A 19,558-nucleotide genomic window follows, 5' to 3' on the forward strand; every position below is an offset into this window, starting at 1 on the left:
GGCCGCAGGAGCTTCCGGACGAGCGCAACTTTGAGGAGGCGCGGGCAAAGCTCGGCAGCGTGGGTTGGAAGGTCGACTACGTAATCACCCACACCTGCTCTACGCGCATGCTTTCGCCCACGCTCTATCCGGCACCCGGTTGGAATTGTCCCGACGTCGATCGGCTCACGGCATTTTTCGATGAGCTGGAAGACCGCTTGGATTACAAGCGCTGGTACTACGGGCATTTTCATCGCGACGCCAACCCGGCCGAGCGTCACACCGTGCTCTACGACTGCATCGTTCGCCTGGGCGACGAGCTCCAGCCCTGGGATGTTGCGTAGCGGCAAGGCGTTTGGTTACTCGGCCGTTATGGTGATGTTTTCCCGGTGCGCACGGATGACGTTCCAGCTAAAGTGCTCGACCAGTTGCTCGGCGGTACGCGGCGTGGTGTCCGGCGCGATGCCTGTTTGCCCGGCGAGCCATCCCAACAGTGCCTCGGGTGTGCCAAAGCGGGTGCGGAGCTCGCCCAGGTCCAGATCGCGATCGCGCTTGGAAAGGCGGCGGCCGTCCGGCGACATGAGCAGCGGAATGTGCGCGTAGCGCGGTGTGGGCAGTCCCAGCAGATGTTGCAGATAGATCTGGCGCGGCGTGGAACCAAGCAGGTCGCATCCGCGTACGATCTCGGTGACGCCCATGGCGGCGTCGTCGACCACCACGGCTAGCTGATAGGCAAACACGCCGTCGCTGCGGCGGACCAAAAAGTCGCCGCACTCGGTGGCGAGTGCCTCGCATTGGGCTCCGTACGTGCGGTCCACGAATTCGATCACGTCGCCGGCGAGGTCGTCGACGGCGGGCACGCGCAGGCGCGTGGCCGGAGCGCGCAGGGCGCTGCGGCGGGCAACCTCCTCGGCAGAAAGGTTTCGGCAGGCGCCGCGGTAGATGGGCGTGCCGTCGCTGGCGTGCGGCGCGCTCGCGGCGTGGAGTTCGGCACGCGTGCAAAAACAGGGATAGGTGAGGCCGGCGTCTTGTAGCTGGCGCAGGGCGTCCTCGTACAGATCCAGGCGATCGTGCTGGTAGTAGGGGCCTTCGTCCCACTCGAGCCCTAGCCAGGTCAGATCGTCAATCAGTTGAGCGGCAAGTTCCGGGCGCTTGCAGCGATCGTCCAGGTCCTCGATGCGCAGCACGATGCTGCCGCCCTGGCTGCGGGCCGAAAGCCACGAGCACAGGCAGCTGAACACGTTGCCCAGGTGCATGCGGCCCGAGGGCGACGGGGCGAAACGGCCCACGACGGGCGCGGGGGCGGAGGCGGGTGGCGTCGCTGGCGCGTCCGCGGCGGGCGTTGCTATGTTGCGTGTTTTGATATCCATGCGGACGAGTATAGCGCGGGGTGAGGTGGGGGGCGTCGTCGATGCTCGCGAGTTGCCGAGGCTGCGTGTTGTGTGCGGCGGGCACCGACTCAACACCTCGATTACCGTCCCAAGCTCAGCCCCTTCAACCCCTCAAACGACAGAAACCCCGGCAGCTCTTCGCAACTGCCGGGGTTTCCGCGGAAAAGGGGGACATGATCCTCAAGCGAACGGCAAAGGGGCAAACCGTTTTCGCTCAACTGCTTTATGCCCCTCGCTCGCCGGCTTAATCGGCTCACGCCGCGCCCACACAAAGCCGCTACACCTGTGACGGAGCTATGAAGTGGTATCTATTGCCGGAGCGGGCTATGCCAAGGAGTGTCCCAGATTGCCGGCAGATAAGGAACGTCCCCAGGTGCCGGCCGCGGGCGTGACTTTCGTCCCGTTTGATACTCCGCTGACCTAGATGTTCGTCACATGAACCCGCAAACGTGGGACAATGACGCTACTGGTATCACAGACAAAGGATGTGCCTATGAACGCCCCCGTTGCCAAGACCTGTCGGCAGCGCTGCCCGTTTGCGCGATTTGCTTCCATTTGCGCGCTCGTCGCGTGCGCGCTGCTGCTGTTGCCCGCCGTTGCACGTGCCGACGGGTATTCCATGACCCAAACCTACATCAGTGCCACGGTCGAGGCCGATGGATCGCTGACCGTTGTCGAGGGACGCCAGTTTGATTTCGACGACGACATCAACGGCGTGTTTTGGGAGATCAATACGGGCACCAACCAGCAGGGCGGCACGGCGGGCGTTGACGTGCTGAGTGTCGAGGAAGAGGACACCGCGTTTAACAAAGTCGATAGCGCGAACAAGGGCGATTCTGGCGTCTACACGGTCGAGCAGGCCGGTGACGGCGTAAGGATTAAGGTGTTCAGCCCCCACGAGAGCGGCGACAGCGCGATCTATTACGTGAGCTACACCATGACCGGTGCGGTTATGAACTGGGCCGATACCGCCGAGCTCTACTGGAAGTTCGTGGGCGACGGTTGGTCTGCGGATTCCGACGATGTCGAGATGGAAGTGCGCTTCGCAAATGCCGCTGCCGGGACGGCGGCCGTCAAAGGCGATAACTTCCGCGCATGGGGCCACGGTCCGCTGACGGGCGACGTGTCGCTCGATGAGGACGAGCCCATGGTCACCTATACCATTCCCTGCGTGCATCAGGGCGAATTCGCCGAGGCACGCATCGCCTTCCCCAGCGACTGGGTGCCGCAGCTTGCCGCCTCGGGCGAAGAGCGCATGTCAACGATCCTGAGCGAAGAGAAGGAATGGGCCGACGAAGCTAACGCCCGCCGCGCTCACGCTCGCATGATTGCCAATGCACTTGCCGTGCTAAGTGTTGTTGCGGCGGTGGCCTTTACCGGCACAATCGTTATGCTCAAGCTGCGCAAGCGCAAGCCCAAGCCGCTTTTCCAGGACGAATATTTCCGCGATGTGCCCTCGGCCGACCATCCCGCCGTGCTTTCGGCCCTTATGAGCTGGAACGAGGTGCCCGATCAGGCATATATCGCCACGCTCATGAAGCTCACTGACGACCGTGTGATCAAGCTGGAGCAGGCGACCGTGACCAAGGCCAAGAAGGGTCTGTTGGGGCGTGAAAAAGAAGAGCAGACGTATCGCGTGACGGTGAGCGATGCGGGCTGGAAGTCGGCCAAGGGCATTGACCACATGGTGCTCAAGGTCTTCTTTGCCGGTGCTAAGCCTGACGAGAACGGCGATCGCTCGCGCACGTTCGACGAGCTGCAGCACTACGTCAAGCAGCACGCTACACCCGTGGGCGACAAGCTCGAGGACTATCAGAACACCGTTAAGGGCAAGCTGGCCGATAGCGAGTACGTTGCCTCGGACGGCATTGTTGCAATGGTGTTTTGCCTGGTTCTTGGTATCCTGATTGCCTTTGTTCCCGTGGGATCCATCTTCTTTACCGATGGCGCGCAGGCGAACATTACCGCCGCGGTTATCTCGGTGCCGATTGTGCTGGTGGGTATCGGCGTGGGCCTTACGTTCCGCCGCTTTACGCCGGAGGGCGCCGAGGTGGCGGCTCGCTGCAAGGCGCTCAAGCATTGGCTCGAGGACTTTACGCGCTTGAAGGAGGCCATCCCCAGCGACCTGATCTTGTGGAACAAGCTGCTGGTGATGGGCGTTGCCCTGGGCGTTTCGAAAGAAGTGTTGCGACAGCTGGCCGAGGCCGTGCCTGCGGACCTGCGCAACAGCGACGATTTCTACGATAATTACCCCTGCTACTGGTGGTATTACCATCACTACGGCAACGAGTCTCCGCTCGATTCGTTCAATGATGTGTACCACGAGACCATCCGCGAGCTGGCTTCGAGCTCCGATAGCTCGAGCGGCGGCAGCGGCGGCGGCTTCTCTGGTGGCGGTGGCGGCGGCGTCGGCGGAGGCGGCGGCGGAACGTTCTAGCGAGCGCTTGCTTTGGGGTGGATCTTTCTGGGCGGTTGCCAGGGAAGATTCATCCCATTTTTGTGCATCGAAACGGGCCATACTTTCCGCTGCGGACCTTCGCGCAAGGGGCAGTGGGCAAAAAATGCCAAATATGAGTACTGTTGCCTAGGTTGTCACATTTGTTTGTACTAAATAATGGACTCCTAACGATATTATTTCTCGTTAGGAGTCCATTTTATTGTACATTTGGGGAGATACGTTAGTTCATCCGACGCGCCGAGACGCCTAAGAGACCCGAAAAAGCCGAATTGCGCTGCTACTAAAAAGGTAACAGTACTCATTTTTGATGTTTTTTGACCACAGCTATTTGCAGACCCCCTATAGGGCGATGCCAACGAGGGCTTCGGCGGCCGTTTTGATCAAGACTGTCCCCAGCGACTAGTCATTTAAGAACGTCCCCAATGACTAGGTGTGGTTGCTGCCAAGGAGTGTCCCGGGGTGCCGGCATAAAAGGAGCGTCCCTAACTGCCAGATTTAGGCTGTTAGATCGAGTTCGTAGAGGAAGCTTTCGCGCGGCATGTCGTGGCGGCGCTCTTCGCGGTTGGCGCGGTGCGTGGCCGTGCGCTTAAAGCCGTGCAGCTCGTAGAACTTCCACGAGCAGTTGGAGTCGGTGTACAGGTGCGCCCTCGTCGCTCCAAGCGAGGACAGGTGCGAGACCGCGGCATCGAGCAGAACCGTGCCAACGCCCAGGCCATGGACATCGTGATCCACGGCAAGCAGCGTGACCTCGTTGTCGTGCGGCAACGGGCTGCTCTCGAGCAGGCGGTTGTTGGTTCGGATGGTTGCGCGCACAAACGAGAGATACTCGGCGTAGGCATCAGACTCCAGCTCACGCATCTGCGATAGCAGCGCGCGTTCGGTATCCATCCAATGCTCGTTGATAGTGACGCCGGAGTTCTGTCCTGCGCGTGCAAGCGCAATGCCGCGCGCCTCGCCGTCAATCACCGCAACCTGCGAAAACGTCGATGACGAAAGGCAATAGGCGAGGTCGCACGCGGCCTCGAGGCGGTTGTACTCATCGTTATCCGAATTATTATGCCAAAGCTGCTGCAGAATCAGCGCGATGGCGTCGAAGTCTTCGGTATCAAACGGTCGGTAGAGAACCCGCGAGACCATGGTGCCTCTTTCTTTTGCGGATGCATATCGAGCACAGTTCTACCACGCCATTGGCATCAAATTATGGTGCCCCTGTGTTCCATGAACTCACCGTGCCCAGCGCCGTGCCCATCCCCTCCGCTCGCAAACTTTTTCTGCACATGCGCCCGTTGCGGGGTGCATCGATGCGCTCGATGCGCTACATTGAATCAGTATTTTCAATGCCGCTGCGCGAGCGCTGCAGATCGACGTATCACCGACTCACAGAGCACGGCGGCGTACCAGACAGGAGGACTGCATGGGATCTGATGTGAAGATCGCACGCGCGTTGATCTCGGTTACCGATAAGACGGGCGTCGTCGATTTCGCACGGACGCTGGTTGACGACTTTGGCGTCGAGATCATCTCTACGGGCGGCACGGCTCGTGCCATCGAGGACGCGGGCGTTCCCGTAACCCCCATCGAGGAGTTCACGGGCTATCCCGAGATGATGGACGGCCGCGTTAAGACCCTGCATCCCAAGGTTCACGGCGCGCTGCTGGCCCGCCGCGATTCCGAGCAGCACATGCAGGAGGCCGCTCAGCACGGCATTAAGCTGATCGACCTGGTCGTCGTCAACCTGTACGAGTTCGAGAAGACCGTCGCCAACCCCGAGGTCACCTTCGCGGATGCCATCGAGCACATCGACATCGGTGGCCCCTCCATGCTGCGCTCTGCCGCCAAGAACGCCACAAGCGTTACCGTCATTTCCGACCCTGCCGACTATGATGCCGTCCTGGCCGAGATGCACGAGACCGGTGGCTGCACCACGCTTTCCACCCGTCGTCGCCTGCAGGTGAAGGTCTACCAGACCACCGCCGCCTACGACACGGCTATCTCCCGTTGGCTTGCCGCCCAGGCAAGCGACGTGGCGGATACCTCTGCCAAGCTCGAGATCTCGTTGGAGAAGGTCGACGACCTGCGCTATGGCGAGAATCCTCAGCAGAAGGCTACGGTCTACCGCTTTGCCGAGGGCTGCGAGAACACCGCGAGCTCGCAGTTCCCGCTCGTTGGCTCCGAGCAGATCCAGGGCAAGCCGCTCAGCTACAACAACTATCTGGATGCCGATGCCGCTTGGAACCTGGTCCGCGAGTTCGACGAGCCGGCCTGCGTGATCCTCAAGCACCAGAACCCCTGCGGTTCCGCCGTTGCCGAGGACATCACGGCTGCCTACGACCGAGCTTTTGCCTGCGATCCCAAGAGTGCCTTTGGCGGCATCATCGCCTGCAACCGCGAGGTTCCCTATGAGCTGGTCGAACACTTTGCCGATCAGAACAAGCAGTTCGTCGAGGTCATCATCGCCCCGAGCTACACTGCCGAGGCGCTCGAGCGCATGGCCAAGCGCCCCAACCTGCGCGTGCTGGCCACCGGCGGCGTGGACCACGGCGCCCAGGTGGAGCTGCGCTCCATCGACGGCGGCATGCTGGTGCAGGAAGTCGACCACGTGACCGATGATCCCGCGACCTTTACGTTCCCCACCGACCGCAAGCCCACCGACGCCGAGATGGCCGAGCTCGAGTTTGCCTGGAAGGTCTGCAAGGGCGTTAAGTCCAACGCCATCCTGGTTTCCAAGGGCAAGGCCGGCATTGGCATGGGTCCGGGTCAGCCTAACCGCGTTGACTCTGCGCTGCTTGCCTGCGAGCGCGCCGAGGACTTCTGCGAGCGCGAGGGCGTGGAGAAGGGCGGCTTTGCCTGTGCAAGCGACGCGTTCTTCCCGTTCCGCGACAATGTCGACGTGCTTGCTGCACACGGCGTGACCTGCATCATCCAGCCCGGCGGCTCCAAGCGCGACGACGAGAGCATTCAGGCTTGCAACGAGCATGGTATTGCGATGGTCTTTACCGGCGTCAGGCATTTCCGCCACTAAGTTCCGCCCTGGGACAAAATAATCTCTGCAAAAGACGGTCGCTCCGTTTGGAGGGCCGTCTTTTTGGTATAAGAGGACGGAATGACTAACACGAAAGGTACAACCATGCCCCAGATTGATGATGCCGAGCTGTTTGGCAATGCCGAGGATCAGCGTGCGTACGAGGACTTTTGCGCCAATCAGGAGGCGGTCGAGAAGTTTACGCTCGACAAGCCCGCGCTTGTCTGCCGTTGGCGCATGTCCAATAAAAAGGTGCCCATGCTCAACCGCCACATTCGCGCACTGTCCGAGCGCTTGGTGCAGGGCGAGCCGCTTACCCATAACATGCTCAGCTGGGCCAAGCAGCACGTTGAGTGGTCGCTTGCCGAGGGCGATTACACCGCACGCGACGGCGTGCTCATGCTGGTGATCGACGTTAACGGCAACGCCGCCATGACGGTGGGGGAGTACGAGCCGCTCGCCGATACGTCGGCCAAGGCGCTGCGTGCCCGCTCCGCCGAGGCCCGCTCCGAGGCCGACGAGACCGGCGTGGCGCCCGAGCTGCTCGCCGCCGTCGATAACGGCGAGCTTGCCTTTGTGGCGCCAGCGGACGAGTGCCTGTGCGGCACGGCGACGCTCATTGAGCAGCTGGCCCAGACCAAGGGCATTCCGGTCGCGCGCGTAGATATTCCCGCACAGCTCAAGGGCGCCTTGTTCCTGGTGAGCGACGAGCACGGTGTGGTCCCCGCAACCGAGACGGACGCCGCCGAGGCCGACGCCGCTACGGTCGCCTTCTTCGCCGAAGGCTACGAAAAGCTCCGCGCCCGCCGCTCCTAACCTCAAGGCGGGGTGGGCTTACTGAAGCGAGCGAGCGCGTTCGATGGCGTAGGCGAGCGACAGCTGCTCCATCTCCGGGGCGCATTTGTAGCTCAGTCCGGTGAGAGCTGTCACCTTATCGAGGCGATATCGAATCGTGTTCGGGTGCTGGCTAGTTTGCTTGGCGGTTCGCTCGATACGTCGGTCGTTCTCAATGAATGCGGCGAGCGTGGATTCCAGCTCGCTGCCATGCTCACTGTCGTGCTCGCGTATCGGCGAGAGGATCGCCTCCGAGAACGATCGCATCTCCGTGGTTTCCACAAAAGGCATCACGGTTCTCAGGATGCCGAGCTGCGTATAGCGCACGGGACCCTCGGCTCGTTGACAAGATAGGCGCTGTGCGTAAATCGCCTGCGAGATCGCCTGCGCCACCGCCTCGTCTCCAAACAGAATATCGCTGATGCCGAGCCCCTCCGCTCCGCCATCGATGCCGCTAGCCTCGATGAGCTCCGTGAGTGCCTGCACGATTCGCTCCACATCGAGCGTCTGCTCCGAGTCGCTTGTCGCTACGAATAATAAACCTCCGTCATAGGGTGCCAGCATGTTGTGGCATCCGGCGAGGGTCGATTTTGCACAGAGACGTTCGATTTGCAAAAACGTACGCGGGTCGAGGGGCTCTGCAAACGATGCGAACAGGGCGACCGCTTCGTCCAGAAATGACGGGTTGAGGCCTCGAATGCGTCGGCAGATGGACTCGGGCGATACGTCTGTCCTCAGGGCATCGATCTCGCGCTGTGCGAAGTCGATGGACGCGAGCTGCTCGATATGCCGTTTGACCTCATAGATGACGCTGTCAAAGAACAGTGAGTCGTCGGTCGTGAGAAAGACCGGGTAGTGCCGCGCGTTGGCGTAGCGGATGGCTTGGTCGGGAATCGGGATGTGCAGGACGTTTTTGATGATGAGACCGCTCGTTCCCTTGGCGACGAGGTATTTCACGGCTTCAGTGATGAGGTATGGGTCGTCCTTCGCATAGAGGAAGGTGCTGAGGACGATTTCGTCTGAGCTGAAGTTGGCGCGCTGGTACTTGTTCTTGAGGCCGGGCATGAGTTCATAATCGAGGATCCCGACGCCAGAGACGGCACACGAGACGCCATCGCTGCCAGCGATTAGGCGGACCGACCCCTCATATTCCCGCGAGAAGTCCGAGATGGTGTATAGCATCAACATCACCTTGTAAATTACTACAATAAGTACAGGTATAAATAGGATAATCGCACATCCGTATGCCTTTGATGCGAGAAATAGTTCAAATATCTGCTGATAGAACGAAAAATCAGATTGAGAATCGTTGTAGATTCCAACAAGAAATGATCCTTGGCGGCATCGTTACTAAACCGTACAGTGAAGCAACGTAAAGCTTTCGCTGAGAGGAGCGATGATGGGGCAGATGGTGGTGCTTTCGGCCGAGGAAGTTTCCAAGGTACTGACGATCGAGGATGCAATCGCTGCCGTGGAGGAGGCATATCGCCAGAAGGCAACGGGCAAGGGTGTTGCGTGGCCGATGGTATATGAGCAGTTCGAACCCGGCGTGGCCGATATGGATATCCGCTCGGGTGAGTTGGCGGGAAGCGGCCTCTTCGGTCTCAAGCTCACTGCTTGGTTCTCTCAGAATCCCAAAAAGGGGCTGCCCGAGATCTTTGGCACCACGCTGCTGTGCGACAACGCGACGGGAGAGCCGTTGGCGCTGCTCAATGCCTCCGCCGTCACTGGACTTCGCACCGGTGCCGCCGCTGCGCTCGGTGCCAAGTGGCTGGCTCGGGCGGATGCGTCCAAACTGCTTGTTGCGGGTGCCGGCCATATGAGCACCTATATGGTGGCGGGCGTGCTCGCCGCCTGTCCCAAAGTGAGCGAGGTCAAGGTGTGGGAGCCGGTTTCCGATGCCGCGCCCGAGGCTCGCGTCGAGCGCATGCGAGACGAGGTCGCCCATATCTTGGGCGCCTGCGAGCATGCTCGCGAGGCATCCACCTATTCCATCGAGGCGACGGCCGACGGCCAGGGTGCCGCGGCGGAGGCCGACATCATCGTGACGATCACGCCGGCGACCAAGCCCATCATCCCCGATGCATGGGTGCGCCCCGGTACGCATGTCTCCTGCGTCGGTGCCGACATGCCCGGCAAGCAGGAGCTCGCCTCGGCGCTTGTCACCCGTGCCGCTGTTTACGTCGACGACCGCGAGCAATCGGTCGCGTCCGGTGAGCTGGAGATTCCGGTTGCCGAGGGTACCATCACGCCCGAGGACATCAGAGCGGAGCTCGGCGAAGTCATCGCTGGCACGGCTACGGGGCGTTCGGATGACGAGCAAGTGACGGTGTTCGATACGTCGGGCATCGCCGTTCAGGACCTTTCGGCATCGAAAATCGCCTACGACCGCGCCGTCGAGGCGGGGCTGGGCACCGTGGTGGAACTGTAAGAAAGTCAAGGAAAGGAAACGACAGTGCAGATCAAGGATTTCGCCGTCGAGCAGTGGATGAACGAGTGGGAGACCAAGTGCACCCACAACGTTGCAGAGACGTGCGTCTACTCCCTCACGCTCGACCAGCTGTTCGAGCTTACGAATACCGACAAGAAGGCGTGGCTCGATAACCTGTGCTCGCGCCGATTCACCTACGGAGACATCGAGGGACAGCCCGGCTTCCTCGAGGGGGTCGCGCGTCTCTATAAGACGGTCGAACCCGGGCATATCGTGCCCACGCACGGCGCGACTGGTGCCAACTCCCTGGTTATTTCCACGCTCGTCGAACCGGGCGATCACGTAGTCTCCGTCAAGCCTACCTACCAGCAGCTTTACTCGATTCCCGAGATGTGCGGTGCAAAGGTCGATATCCTTCAGCTCGACCGCAAGAACGGCTATCACGTCGACGTCGACGCGCTCGATACCCTGGTGACCGACGATACCAAGCTCATCTGCATCAATAACCCGGACAACCCCACGGGCGCCCTGCTCGACACCGATACGCTCAAGGCGATTGTCGAGGTTGCACGCAAACACGACGCGTGGGTGCTCTGCGACGAGGTCTATCGTCTGCTTACTCAGACGGATGAGTACTCCGAGTCCGTGATCGACCTGTACGACAAGGCCGTCGTCACCGCATCCATGTCCAAGGTCTGGTCGTTCGCCGGCCTGCGTCTGGGCTGGGCGGTCACCAAGAGCCCGGAGCTCCGTCGCGCGCTGCTCTCGCATCGCGACTACAACCTGATTTCCGCCGGCATATTCAGCGAGTCGGTGGCGGAGCTGATTCTGGGCAACGCTTCCGTGATCCTTGAGCGCAGCCGTCGCATCGTCCGTCAGAACCTTGCTGTTCTGGAGAAGTGGGTCGAGAGCGAGCCGCACCTGTCGTTCGTCAAGCCCGAGGCGGGTACCACTGCGCTCGTGTATTACGACTACGACATCGACTCCAGGACGTTCTGCATCGACATGATTAAGAAGTCCGGCGCGCTCGTCACCCCGGGCGATTGCTTCGAGGAGCCCAAGAGCATGCGCATCGGCTATGCATACTCCGATAACACCGACGACCTGCAGAAGGGCCTGGATGCCATCTCTGCATACATGCGTACGCTCGAGTAGAGGCTCGAGGTCGAAGTGATGGGGCCGATCGGTTTAGGACCGGTCGGCCCCTATTTTCTCTTAAGGCTATCGAACACTTTTGTCATATTAGGTGCCCACGGGGTCGTATCGTTGCGACGCCGTGGGCATAATGGTGTGGAAGGTGCAAGTTACGCGAAATGGGAGGACACATGGCGCTGATCTATATCGTTGAGGACGACGAGCCCATTCGTCGCGAGCTTGCCGACATCCTTGCCCGTGCCGGTTTTGAGGTCGAGGCCTGCGAATCGTTCGAGCATGTTTCGCGCGATATTCTCGCCGCCGCGCCCGACCTGGTGCTGCTCGACCTGACGCTTCCCGTCAAGGACGGCCAGCATATCTGCCATGAGGTTCGCCGCGAATCCGAGGTTCCCATCATCGTCCTCACGTCGCGCACGACCGAGATCGACGAGGTCATGGCCATGACGCTCGGTGCGGACGACTTTGTTCCCAAGCCCTATAGCGCCCGTGTGCTCGTGGCGCGCATCAATGCCTTGCTGCGTCGCACCGCGGCGGCGGGCGAGCGCAGCACGCTCGTACACAAGGGACTGGAGCTCGACCTTGCACGCTCCATGGTCACCAACACGCTAACCGGCACCAGTACCGAGCTCACCAAAAACGAGCTGCGTATCCTCTCGCTGCTTCTGAGCCGCGCGGGCAAGATCGTTTCGCGTTCGGCCATCATGCAGGACCTGTGGGACTCCGACGCCTTCGTGGACGACAATACGCTCACCGTTAACATCAACCGCCTGCGCACCACGCTCGAAAAAATCGGCATCAAGGGGTATTTGACCACGCACCGCGGCCAGGGCTATTCGGTCTAGGGGCCGGCTATGTCGTTTGCCAAGTTCTTTAAAGACGCGCTGCTTCCCGTCGCCGTGTGGACGTGCGGCGTGCTGCTGAGCTGCTTTGTGCTGACGGTCGCCGGCGCACCCGTTTCTATCGTGGTCGTGGCGGTCGGCGTGTCCTATATCTTTGGTATGCTCGGCATCGTGATCGAATACGCGCGCCGTCGTCGTTTTCTGCGCCAGCTGGAGCGTGCGGCCGAGGAGCTCGAGAGTCCCGCATGGGTGCAGGAGATGGTGCAATGCCCGACCTATGCCGAGGGCGAGCTCGAATACGAGGTCTTGCGCCGGGTGGGCAAAGCCGCCTGCGACGAGGTTGCCGAAGGCAGGCGTCAGACCGATGACTATCGCGACTATATCGAGAGCTGGGTCCACGAGGCCAAGCTGCCCCTGGCGGCGGCTCACCTGATTTTGGAAAACCTGGACAGCAGCGAAGACGACCTGTCGCGCGTGGACGACCTGGCACGCGAACTTGCCCGCGTGGAGCGCTATATCGACCAGGCGCTGTACTACGCGCGCTCGGAAGTCGTGGAGCGCGACTACCTGATTCGCCGCTGGGATCTCAAAACCTTGGTGACGGGCGCGATTAAAGCCAACGCGCGCGAGCTCATTGCGGCGCATGTGGCCCCGGTGTGCGAGAACCTCGACTTCGAGGTCTTTACCGACGAGAAGTGGCTCGAGTTTATTCTGGGCCAGCTCATTCAGAACAGCATTAAATATGCGCGTGAGGACGGCGCAAAGATCGTGTTTTCGGGTGCGTTGCTGGACGAGGGTCTGGCAAGCGAGCGCATCGAGCTTACCGTCGCGGACAACGGCTGCGGCGTGTGTGCGGCAGACCTGCCGCGCGTGTTCGAGAAGGGCTTTACCGGCGACAACGGCCGCACCACCAAGCGCGCAACGGGCATCGGTCTCTATCTGGTGGCGCGCCTGTGCTCCAAGATGGGCATCGACGTCACCGCAGCATCCGAGCCCGGCGAAGGCTTCGTCGTAACATTCGCTTTTTCAACGAACAAGTTCCAATACTTTGAGTAACGCACACGGCAGACGCCCGCCCAAACAAAAACGTGCCGCCCCAAACAAAACGTGCCGCCCCAAACGGGGCGGCACGCCATCTTTTATCAGCCAACTCGCTGAAGTACGGTGACGAAGGCGCAAGGCCGGGAGGGGCTATCTAAGCCGACATCCCGCAGCCGCGAAGCGGCGAGGACGTCGGCGTGATAACCCCGCAGGCCTTGCGCCGGCGGGAAGGAACCTACTTCACGACCAGAATGTCGCAGTCCGTGTTGCGCAGCAGGAACGTCGAAATTGAACCCAGGAGCGCGTACTTGATCGAGGACAGGCCACGGGCGCCGCAGAGCACCAGGTCGGGCTTAACCACGTCGAGCATCTCGTCCTTGAGCGTCTCGCGAATGCGGCCGGCGCGAATCATGACCTCGACCTCGGGAATGTCGGGATTGGCCTTGGCCTCTTCGAGCTGCTTGGCGATGGAGTTCTTAAATGCCTCCTCTAGGCCGTTGACCAGATCGACCGGATAGGAACCGGCGCTCTCGAGCGCCGTGGAATCGATGACGTGGCCGATGATTAGCTTGGCGCCGTTGTTCGCGGCGACCTTGATGGCGCGTGCGAGCACAAAATCCTGCTGCTCAGTACCGTCGAGTGAAACAAATACCTTGGTGTAGCCCTCGTTCATGGTTTCCTCCTTGGTCTATCGCACGGGCGCGGGGCTCGTGCATCGGGCGGGCGCGGGCGCGTTGGCCGCCGGACACTTTATCTTGTTGCAGTTATACCCAAGGATTTGGGTTTGACCGCTCGCAATTCTGTGAACGGGCGAGTTTTTTGGTAAGGGTAGGCGCAGGCGCGCCGCCAACGGTTGATAATGGGACATCGCCCGCACCGTCCGCAGAACAATATCGGCGGGTGTCTAACGAGGGGGTCCCTTTGGATATTATCGAGCTTCTAAAATCTGCCTTCATGGGCCTGGTCGAGGGCATCACCGAATGGCTGCCCGTTTCGTCGACCGGTCACATGATCTTGGTGGACGAGTTCGTCAAGATGAACGTGAGCGAGACGTTCTGGAATATGTTCCTGGTCGTGATCCAGCTCGGCGCCATTCTGGCCGTCTGTGTGCTGTTCTTCCATGAGCTCAATCCGTTCTCGCCCAGCAAGGGCAAGGAGGGCCGTCGCGACACCTGGGTGCTGTGGGGCAAGATCGTTCTCGGCTGTATTCCCGCCGCGGCGATCGGCCTGCCGCTCAACGACTGGATGGAGGAGCATTTCTACAATGCTCCCGTCGTGGCGCTGGCGCTCATTGTGTACGGCGTGCTGTTCATCGTGATCGAGAACTGGCGCGCGAGCAAGCGCGAGGAAATGGCCGTTGCCGGTTCGTTTGGTTCGCGTGCTGTGGTGTCGGGTGGACGTCCCGCCGGTGCACACTTTGCGGCGCCCGCGGCAGATGTTGCCGAGGACGAGGACGATGACGAGGATCTGGACTTTGGTTCCATCACCACGCTCGAGGACCTAAGTTGGAAGACCGCACTGGGCATCGGATGCTTCCAGGTGCTCTCGCTGATTCCGGGCACGTCGCGCTCTGGTTCTACCATCATCGGCGGCCTGCTTTTGGGCTGCACGCGTTCGGTGGCGTCCAAGTTTACGTTCTTCCTGGCCATTCCCGTCATGTTTGGCGCGAGTGCGCTCAAGCTGGTCAAGTACTTCATCAAGGGCGGTACCTTTGGCGCCAACGAGATCGCCATCCTGGGCGTGGGCTGCGTTGTGGCCTTTGTGGTTTCGCTCATCGCCATTAAGTGGCTCATGGGCTTCGTCCGCCGTCACGACTTCAAGTGCTTCGGCGTCTACCGCATCATTCTGGGTATCGTGGTGCTCGCGTACTTCTTCGTCCTGGAGCCTATGCTCGGCCTGTAACTTGGTTGACGCTGCGCGGCGGCCAGAACGACAACTTGTCATTCAAAGAGGGCGGCATGACCAAAAGGTCTATGCCGCCCCTTTTCATGCCAATTTGTTCGCCCTGACCGTCGCTCGCTGCTGCTGCCATGACATCGGCGGTTTCGTGATTGTCAATAGATTGGTGCAGACTAACCTGACCCCATTGCGCCAAATCCGCTGGGGCGGGCCTGACGGCGGCGCACGGAGTCGTGGTGTGATTTGCGTCGGTGTCCGCGCGGCTCGGTATACTGGTACGGCTCAAACTATGGCGCTGCCCGCAGGCGCGCCGTCCGTCAGATGAGGAGTCGCCCATGACCCAGCCCTTGCCCTGGGAAAAGAACGCCGCGGTACCCGTGCCGCCCGCGCCGGAACCCGTGCCGCTCGATGCATACACCGCCCCCGCTGCGCCGGAGCCCGAGCTCGTCCCGCTCGACATTTACGACGCTCCCGCGCCGGCACCCAAACTCGCCAAGCCGCTCGTCGACATCGACAGCCTTAATCCCGCCCAGCGCGAGGCCGTCCTGACCACCGAGGGTCCGCTGCTGGTCCTTGCCGCTGCTGGCTCGGGTAAGACCCGCGTCCTGACCTTCCGCATCGCACATATGCTCGGCGACCTGGGCGTTAAGCCCTGGCAGATCCTTGCCATCACGTTTACCAACAAGGCCGCGGCCGAGATGCGCGAGCGTCTGGCGGCACTCATCCCCAGCGGTACCCGCGGCATGTGGGTGTGCACCTTCCATGCTATGTGCGTGCGCATGCTGCGCGAGGACGCTGACCTGCTGGGCTACACCGGTCAGTTCACCATCTACGATGACGACGATTCCAAGCGCATGGTGCGCGATATTATGCAGGCGCTCGGTATCGAGCAAAAGCAATTCCCCATCAATATGATCCGCAGCAAGATCAGTTCGGCCAAAAACGCCATGATCGGCCCCGAGGACATGCTCAAATCCGCCGACAGCCCCAACGACAAAAAGGCCGCGCAGGTCTACCTGGAGCTGGAACGCCGCCTGCGCGCCGCCAACGCGATGGACTTCGACGACCTGCTCGTGCGCACGCTCGAGCTGCTGCGCACCCGCCCCGAGGTGCTCGATAAGTACCAAGAGCGTTTCCGCTACATTAGCGTCGACGAGTATCAGGACACCAACCACGTCCAGTACGAGATCGCCAACCTGCTGGCCGCCAAGTACCAAAACCTCATGGTCGTAGGCGACGATGACCAGTCCATTTATAGCTGGCGCGGCGCCGACATCACCAACATCCTGGACTTTGAGAAGGACTTTAAAAACTGCAAGACCGTTAAGCTGGAGCAGAACTACCGCTCCACGGGCCATATCCTGAGCGCCGCCAACGCCGTGGTGCGTCACAACTCGCAGCGCAAGGACAAGCGCCTGTTTACGGCCGAGGGCGACGGCGAGAAGATCCAGGCCTTCCAGGCAAGCGACGAGCGCGACGAGGGCCGCTGGATTGCCGGCGAGATCGAAAAGCTGCACTCCAAGGGCACGAGTTACGACGATATCGCCGTGTTCTACCGCACCAACGCCCAGTCGCGTATCCTCGAAGATATGTTCCTGCGCGCGGGCGTGCCCTACAAGATTGTGGGCGGCACGCGATTCTTCGACCGTGCCGAGATCCGCGACGTCATGGCCTACCTCAAGATGATCGTGAACCCGGCAGACGAGATGAGCGTCAAGCGCGTCATCAACACGCCGCGCCGCGGCATCGGCTCCACCTCGATCCAAAAGATTGAGCAGCTGGCGCGCGACAACCGTTGCTCGTTCTTCCAGGCTTGCGAGATCGCGTGCGCCGAAACCGGCATGTTTAGCGCCAAGGTGCGCAATGGCCTGTCGAGCTTTGTGTCGCTGGTGCGCGAGGGTCGCCGCATGGACGGCGAGCTCAAGGACGTCGTCGAGATGATTGTCGATAAGACGGGCCTGCTGCAGGCTTTCCGCGCCGAGGGCACCATGGAGTCCGAGAGTCGCGCCGAGAACATCCAGGAATTCCTGGGCGTCGCTGCCGAATTTGAGGAGACGCACGAGGATATCGAAGGCACGCTCGAGAGCTTGGAAGAGCTGCGCGCTGCTGGTGTTGCCGATGTGCCCGCCGACGTTGAGCCCGAGCCCGTTGTGGTGAGCGCGCCCGCGCCCGAACCGGGGCCGTCCGCCTCGGCATCCTCGTTTGAGGCGCTCGTCGGCGCCCGTGACGCCGCGGGCTCTAATCCGCTCGATAGCTTGGCCGCTCCGGCGCTGTCTCCGCAGGATGCTCTGGCCGCCGCCATCGCGGGCAACGCGTATGCCGCGCCGACGGAGATGCCGGCGGGTGCCGTGCATGCCGACGAGATCGAGCGCACCTACGGCCCGCTCACCTGCAAGGCGCTGCCGGCACTCATGGAGTGGCTGGCTCTGCGCTCCGACTTGGATTCCCTGGCCGGCGAGACGCATGCCATTACCATGATGACCATCCACTCCGCCAAGGGCCTGGAGTTCCCGGCGGTGTTCGTGGCCGGCATGGAGGAGGGTATCTTCCCGCACGTGCACGATTTTGGCGGTAGTGACGATCCGGGTAAGCTCGAGGAGGAGCGCCGCTTGGCCTACGTCGCCATCACGCGTGCTCGCAAGCGCCTGTTCCTGACCTATGCGGCCACGCGTCGCACCTACGGCTCGACCTCTGCCAATCCGCGCTCGCGCTTCCTCAACGAGATTCCGTTTGAGGACATCGAGTTTAGCGGTATCGGTTCTGCCGGTTTTGAGGGCACGGGCTGGGAGAAGCGCGGCGACCGTCACGGCACGTTTGGCTCGGGTATGGGCTCGGACATGTATGGCGGCAAGGTGTTTGGCTCGCATACGCGCTCGACCGGCGGCTCTGGATCGCGCAGCGGATCGAGCTTCGATGACTTCTTTGGCGGCAGCACTTATGGCACCGAGCGCCATCGTGGGGTTTCGCCCGACGCCGGCCGTGTTGCCTCGACCTTTGGCTCGGGCGCGCCGCGAGCCAAAAAGCCGTCATCCAAGGTATCCCCGACGGTGGAGCGCAAGGTCGATCGCGCCAGCGCATCGCAGGACTTTGCCGCGGGCGATACCGTGAGTCATAAGACCTTTGGCACGGGCACCGTGATCTCGGTCGCCGGAGACATGATCGAGGTTCAATTCGAAAAGACCGGCCAGACCAAAAAGCTTATGAAGGGCTTTGCGCCAATCGTCAAGCTGAATGCCTAACTTCGAGGTTGACCGGGCGCGCCGGGGGCTTTGGTCGCCTGCTCGGACAGTCCTGCTCGCACGGAGAGCACATTAAGTGCTCTCCGGCTCGTGCGGAACTCGCGATCGACCAAAGCCCCCGGCGCGCCCTCTTCCTTGTGGCGTTTTGGTCTGCAGCTTGCGAACGTCGCTTTGCTCGTCCGCTTTTTGATCTGGAGAGCCGGGTGGGCTGATAGGTAAATAAATGTGAGTAGGGGCTCTCCCGTACATGGACGGGAGAGCCCCTTGTTGCGTTTGGGTTGTTGGTGCGATCTACAGATGCGAGACGATCAGTTCCATCTTGCCCTCGAGCTCGATCTGGTCCACGGTGCTCGGGGCCAGCAGGTGGCTTCCCTTGTGGACGGGGTCGCCGCAGACGGTGCCTTCGCCGTCGATGACCGACAGGCACATGAAGGGCCAGCGCTGGTCGAGGGTCTTGCTGCCGTCGACGCGCACGCGATCGACGGTGTAGCAGGGGCAAGACACGAGCTCGGTCACGCCATCCACCTCGGGCGCGGTCACCGTGCCGTCGGTCGGAGCCTGAGCATCAAAGTTTATGCAGTCGAGGCTCTGCTCAATGTGCAGGGGACGCAGTTTGCCGTCGGTGCCGGGGCGGTCGTAATCGTACAGGCGATACGTCACGTCGCACGACTGCTGCGTTTCCAAAATGAGCGTGCCGGCCTTGATGGCGTGAACGGTACCGGAATCAATCTGGAAAAAGTCGCCCTTGTGAATCGGCAACACGTTGAGCATGTCGTCCCAACGTCCTTCCTCGATCATTTGTGCGGCCTCGGCGCGGTCCTTGGCACGCTGGCCGACGATGATCGTGGCGTCGGGCTCGCAGTCCAGCACATACCAACACTCGGTTTTGCCCAGGCTACCGTTCTCGTGCTCGGCAGCGTACTCGTCGTTGGGATGAATCTGGATCGAAAGGTCGTCCTTGGCGTCCAGAATCTTAATGAGCAGCGGGAACTCCTTGCCCTCGCAATTGCCAAAGAGCTCGCGGTGCTCGGCCCACAGCCATAACAGCGTGTGACCGGCGTACGGACCCTCAGCGATCTGGCAGTCGCCGTTGGGGTGTGCCGAGATGGCCCAGCACTCACCGATGGGGCCCTCGGGAATGTCGTAGCCAAACACGGTCTCCAGCTGGCGGCCGCCCCAGATCTTCTCGTGGAAGATCGGCGTGAGTTTAATCAAATCGGACATGTGCATACTCCCATAAGGTTGTGCGGGCGCCGCGTAAGACGACTCA

Annotated in this window: 15 protein-coding genes and 1 pseudogene; 10 read left to right on the top strand and 6 right to left on the bottom strand. The window is 61.3% G+C overall.

The genetic code is table 11. From position 1 onward, the window contains the following. Positions 1 to 323: pseudogene (locus tag AAAX34_RS05430) on the top strand (metallophosphatase); the annotation flags it as partial. A gap of 15 nt (positions 324 to 338) precedes the next feature. Here AAAX34_RS05430 and gluQRS read toward each other — a convergent pair. Further along, a complete protein-coding gene (gluQRS, locus tag AAAX34_RS05435; RefSeq protein ID WP_349110335.1) occupies positions 339 to 1,349 on the bottom strand; it encodes a tRNA glutamyl-Q(34) synthetase GluQRS in 1,011 nt (336 codons plus the stop codon). 514 nt (positions 1,350 to 1,863) lie between these two features. On the opposite strand from gluQRS, the gene AAAX34_RS05440 reads away from it, so the two are divergent. Continuing rightward, entirely contained in the window at positions 1,864 to 3,807 is a 1,944-nt protein-coding gene (locus AAAX34_RS05440) for a DUF2207 domain-containing protein (protein ID WP_349110336.1), read from the top strand. Positions 3,808 to 4,323: 516 nt separating this feature from the next. Here the strand turns inward: AAAX34_RS05440 and AAAX34_RS05445 are convergent. After that, positions 4,324 to 4,965, bottom strand: a complete 642-nt coding sequence (locus tag AAAX34_RS05445; protein ID WP_349110338.1) for a GNAT family N-acetyltransferase — start codon at positions 4,963 to 4,965, stop codon at positions 4,324 to 4,326. Between the two features lie 277 nt (positions 4,966 to 5,242). Here AAAX34_RS05445 and purH point away from each other — a divergent pair, with 277 nt between their 5' ends. Both purH and AAAX34_RS05455 read left to right on the top strand, forming a co-directional pair. Then, positions 5,243 to 6,850: a bifunctional phosphoribosylaminoimidazolecarboxamide formyltransferase/IMP cyclohydrolase gene (purH, locus tag AAAX34_RS05450; RefSeq protein WP_349110339.1), complete on the top strand. Its 1,608-nt coding sequence runs from the start codon at positions 5,243 to 5,245 to the stop codon at positions 6,848 to 6,850. Between the two features lie 105 nt (positions 6,851 to 6,955). After that, entirely contained in the window at positions 6,956 to 7,666 is a 711-nt protein-coding gene (locus AAAX34_RS05455; protein ID WP_349110340.1) for a hypothetical protein, read from the top strand. Positions 7,667 to 7,684: 18 nt separating this feature from the next. Here AAAX34_RS05455 and AAAX34_RS05460 read toward each other — a convergent pair whose 3' ends face one another. Next, positions 7,685 to 8,866, bottom strand: coding sequence for a PucR family transcriptional regulator (locus AAAX34_RS05460; RefSeq protein ID WP_349110342.1), 1,182 nt, complete (start codon positions 8,864 to 8,866; stop codon positions 7,685 to 7,687). 217 nt (positions 8,867 to 9,083) lie between these two features. On the opposite strand from AAAX34_RS05460, the gene AAAX34_RS05465 reads away from it, so the two are divergent. From AAAX34_RS05465 to AAAX34_RS05480, 4 genes are all read left to right on the top strand, one after another. Beyond that, complete coding sequence (locus AAAX34_RS05465; RefSeq protein ID WP_349110344.1) at positions 9,084 to 10,115, top strand: ornithine cyclodeaminase family protein; 1,032 nt, start codon at positions 9,084 to 9,086, stop codon at positions 10,113 to 10,115. Positions 10,116 to 10,139: 24 nt separating this feature from the next. Further along, on the top strand, positions 10,140 to 11,270 hold the full coding sequence (locus AAAX34_RS05470; protein ID WP_349110346.1) for an aminotransferase: 1,131 nt from the start codon (positions 10,140 to 10,142) through the stop codon (positions 11,268 to 11,270). A 170-nt stretch (positions 11,271 to 11,440) separates the two neighbouring features. After that, entirely contained in the window at positions 11,441 to 12,112 is a 672-nt protein-coding gene (locus AAAX34_RS05475; RefSeq protein WP_349110347.1) for a response regulator transcription factor, read from the top strand. A 9-nt stretch (positions 12,113 to 12,121) separates the two neighbouring features. Then, positions 12,122 to 13,165, top strand: a complete 1,044-nt coding sequence (locus AAAX34_RS05480; RefSeq protein WP_349110348.1) for a sensor histidine kinase — start codon at positions 12,122 to 12,124, stop codon at positions 13,163 to 13,165. A 220-nt stretch (positions 13,166 to 13,385) separates the two neighbouring features. Here AAAX34_RS05480 and AAAX34_RS05485 read toward each other — a convergent pair whose 3' ends face one another. Beyond that, positions 13,386 to 13,823, bottom strand: coding sequence for a universal stress protein (locus AAAX34_RS05485; protein ID WP_006235921.1), 438 nt, complete (start codon positions 13,821 to 13,823; stop codon positions 13,386 to 13,388). A gap of 248 nt (positions 13,824 to 14,071) precedes the next feature. Here AAAX34_RS05485 and AAAX34_RS05490 point away from each other — a divergent pair, with 248 nt between their 5' ends. Then, a complete protein-coding gene (locus AAAX34_RS05490; RefSeq protein ID WP_349110349.1) occupies positions 14,072 to 15,052 on the top strand; it encodes an undecaprenyl-diphosphate phosphatase in 981 nt (326 codons plus the stop codon). On the opposite strand, the gene AAAX34_RS05495 is transcribed toward AAAX34_RS05490, so the two are convergent. Continuing rightward, on the bottom strand, positions 15,036 to 15,182 hold the full coding sequence (locus AAAX34_RS05495; RefSeq protein WP_349110350.1) for a hypothetical protein: 147 nt from the start codon (positions 15,180 to 15,182) through the stop codon (positions 15,036 to 15,038). The genes AAAX34_RS05490 and AAAX34_RS05495 overlap by 17 nt on opposite strands. A 202-nt stretch (positions 15,183 to 15,384) precedes the next feature. Between AAAX34_RS05495 and AAAX34_RS05500 the strand changes: the two genes are divergently transcribed. Beyond that, on the top strand, positions 15,385 to 18,288 hold the full coding sequence (locus AAAX34_RS05500; protein WP_349110351.1) for a UvrD-helicase domain-containing protein: 2,904 nt from the start codon (positions 15,385 to 15,387) through the stop codon (positions 18,286 to 18,288). Positions 18,289 to 18,579: 291 nt separating this feature from the next. Here the strand turns inward: AAAX34_RS05500 and AAAX34_RS05505 are convergent, their stop codons facing one another. Beyond that, positions 18,580 to 19,518: a type I phosphomannose isomerase catalytic subunit gene (locus tag AAAX34_RS05505; protein ID WP_349110352.1), complete on the bottom strand. Its 939-nt coding sequence runs from the start codon at positions 19,516 to 19,518 to the stop codon at positions 18,580 to 18,582. Positions 19,519 to 19,558: the final 40 nt, after the last annotated feature.

This window comes from Collinsella sp. CLA-ER-H4, from assembly GCF_040092395.1.
GTDB lineage: Bacteria > Actinomycetota > Coriobacteriia > Coriobacteriales > Coriobacteriaceae > Collinsella.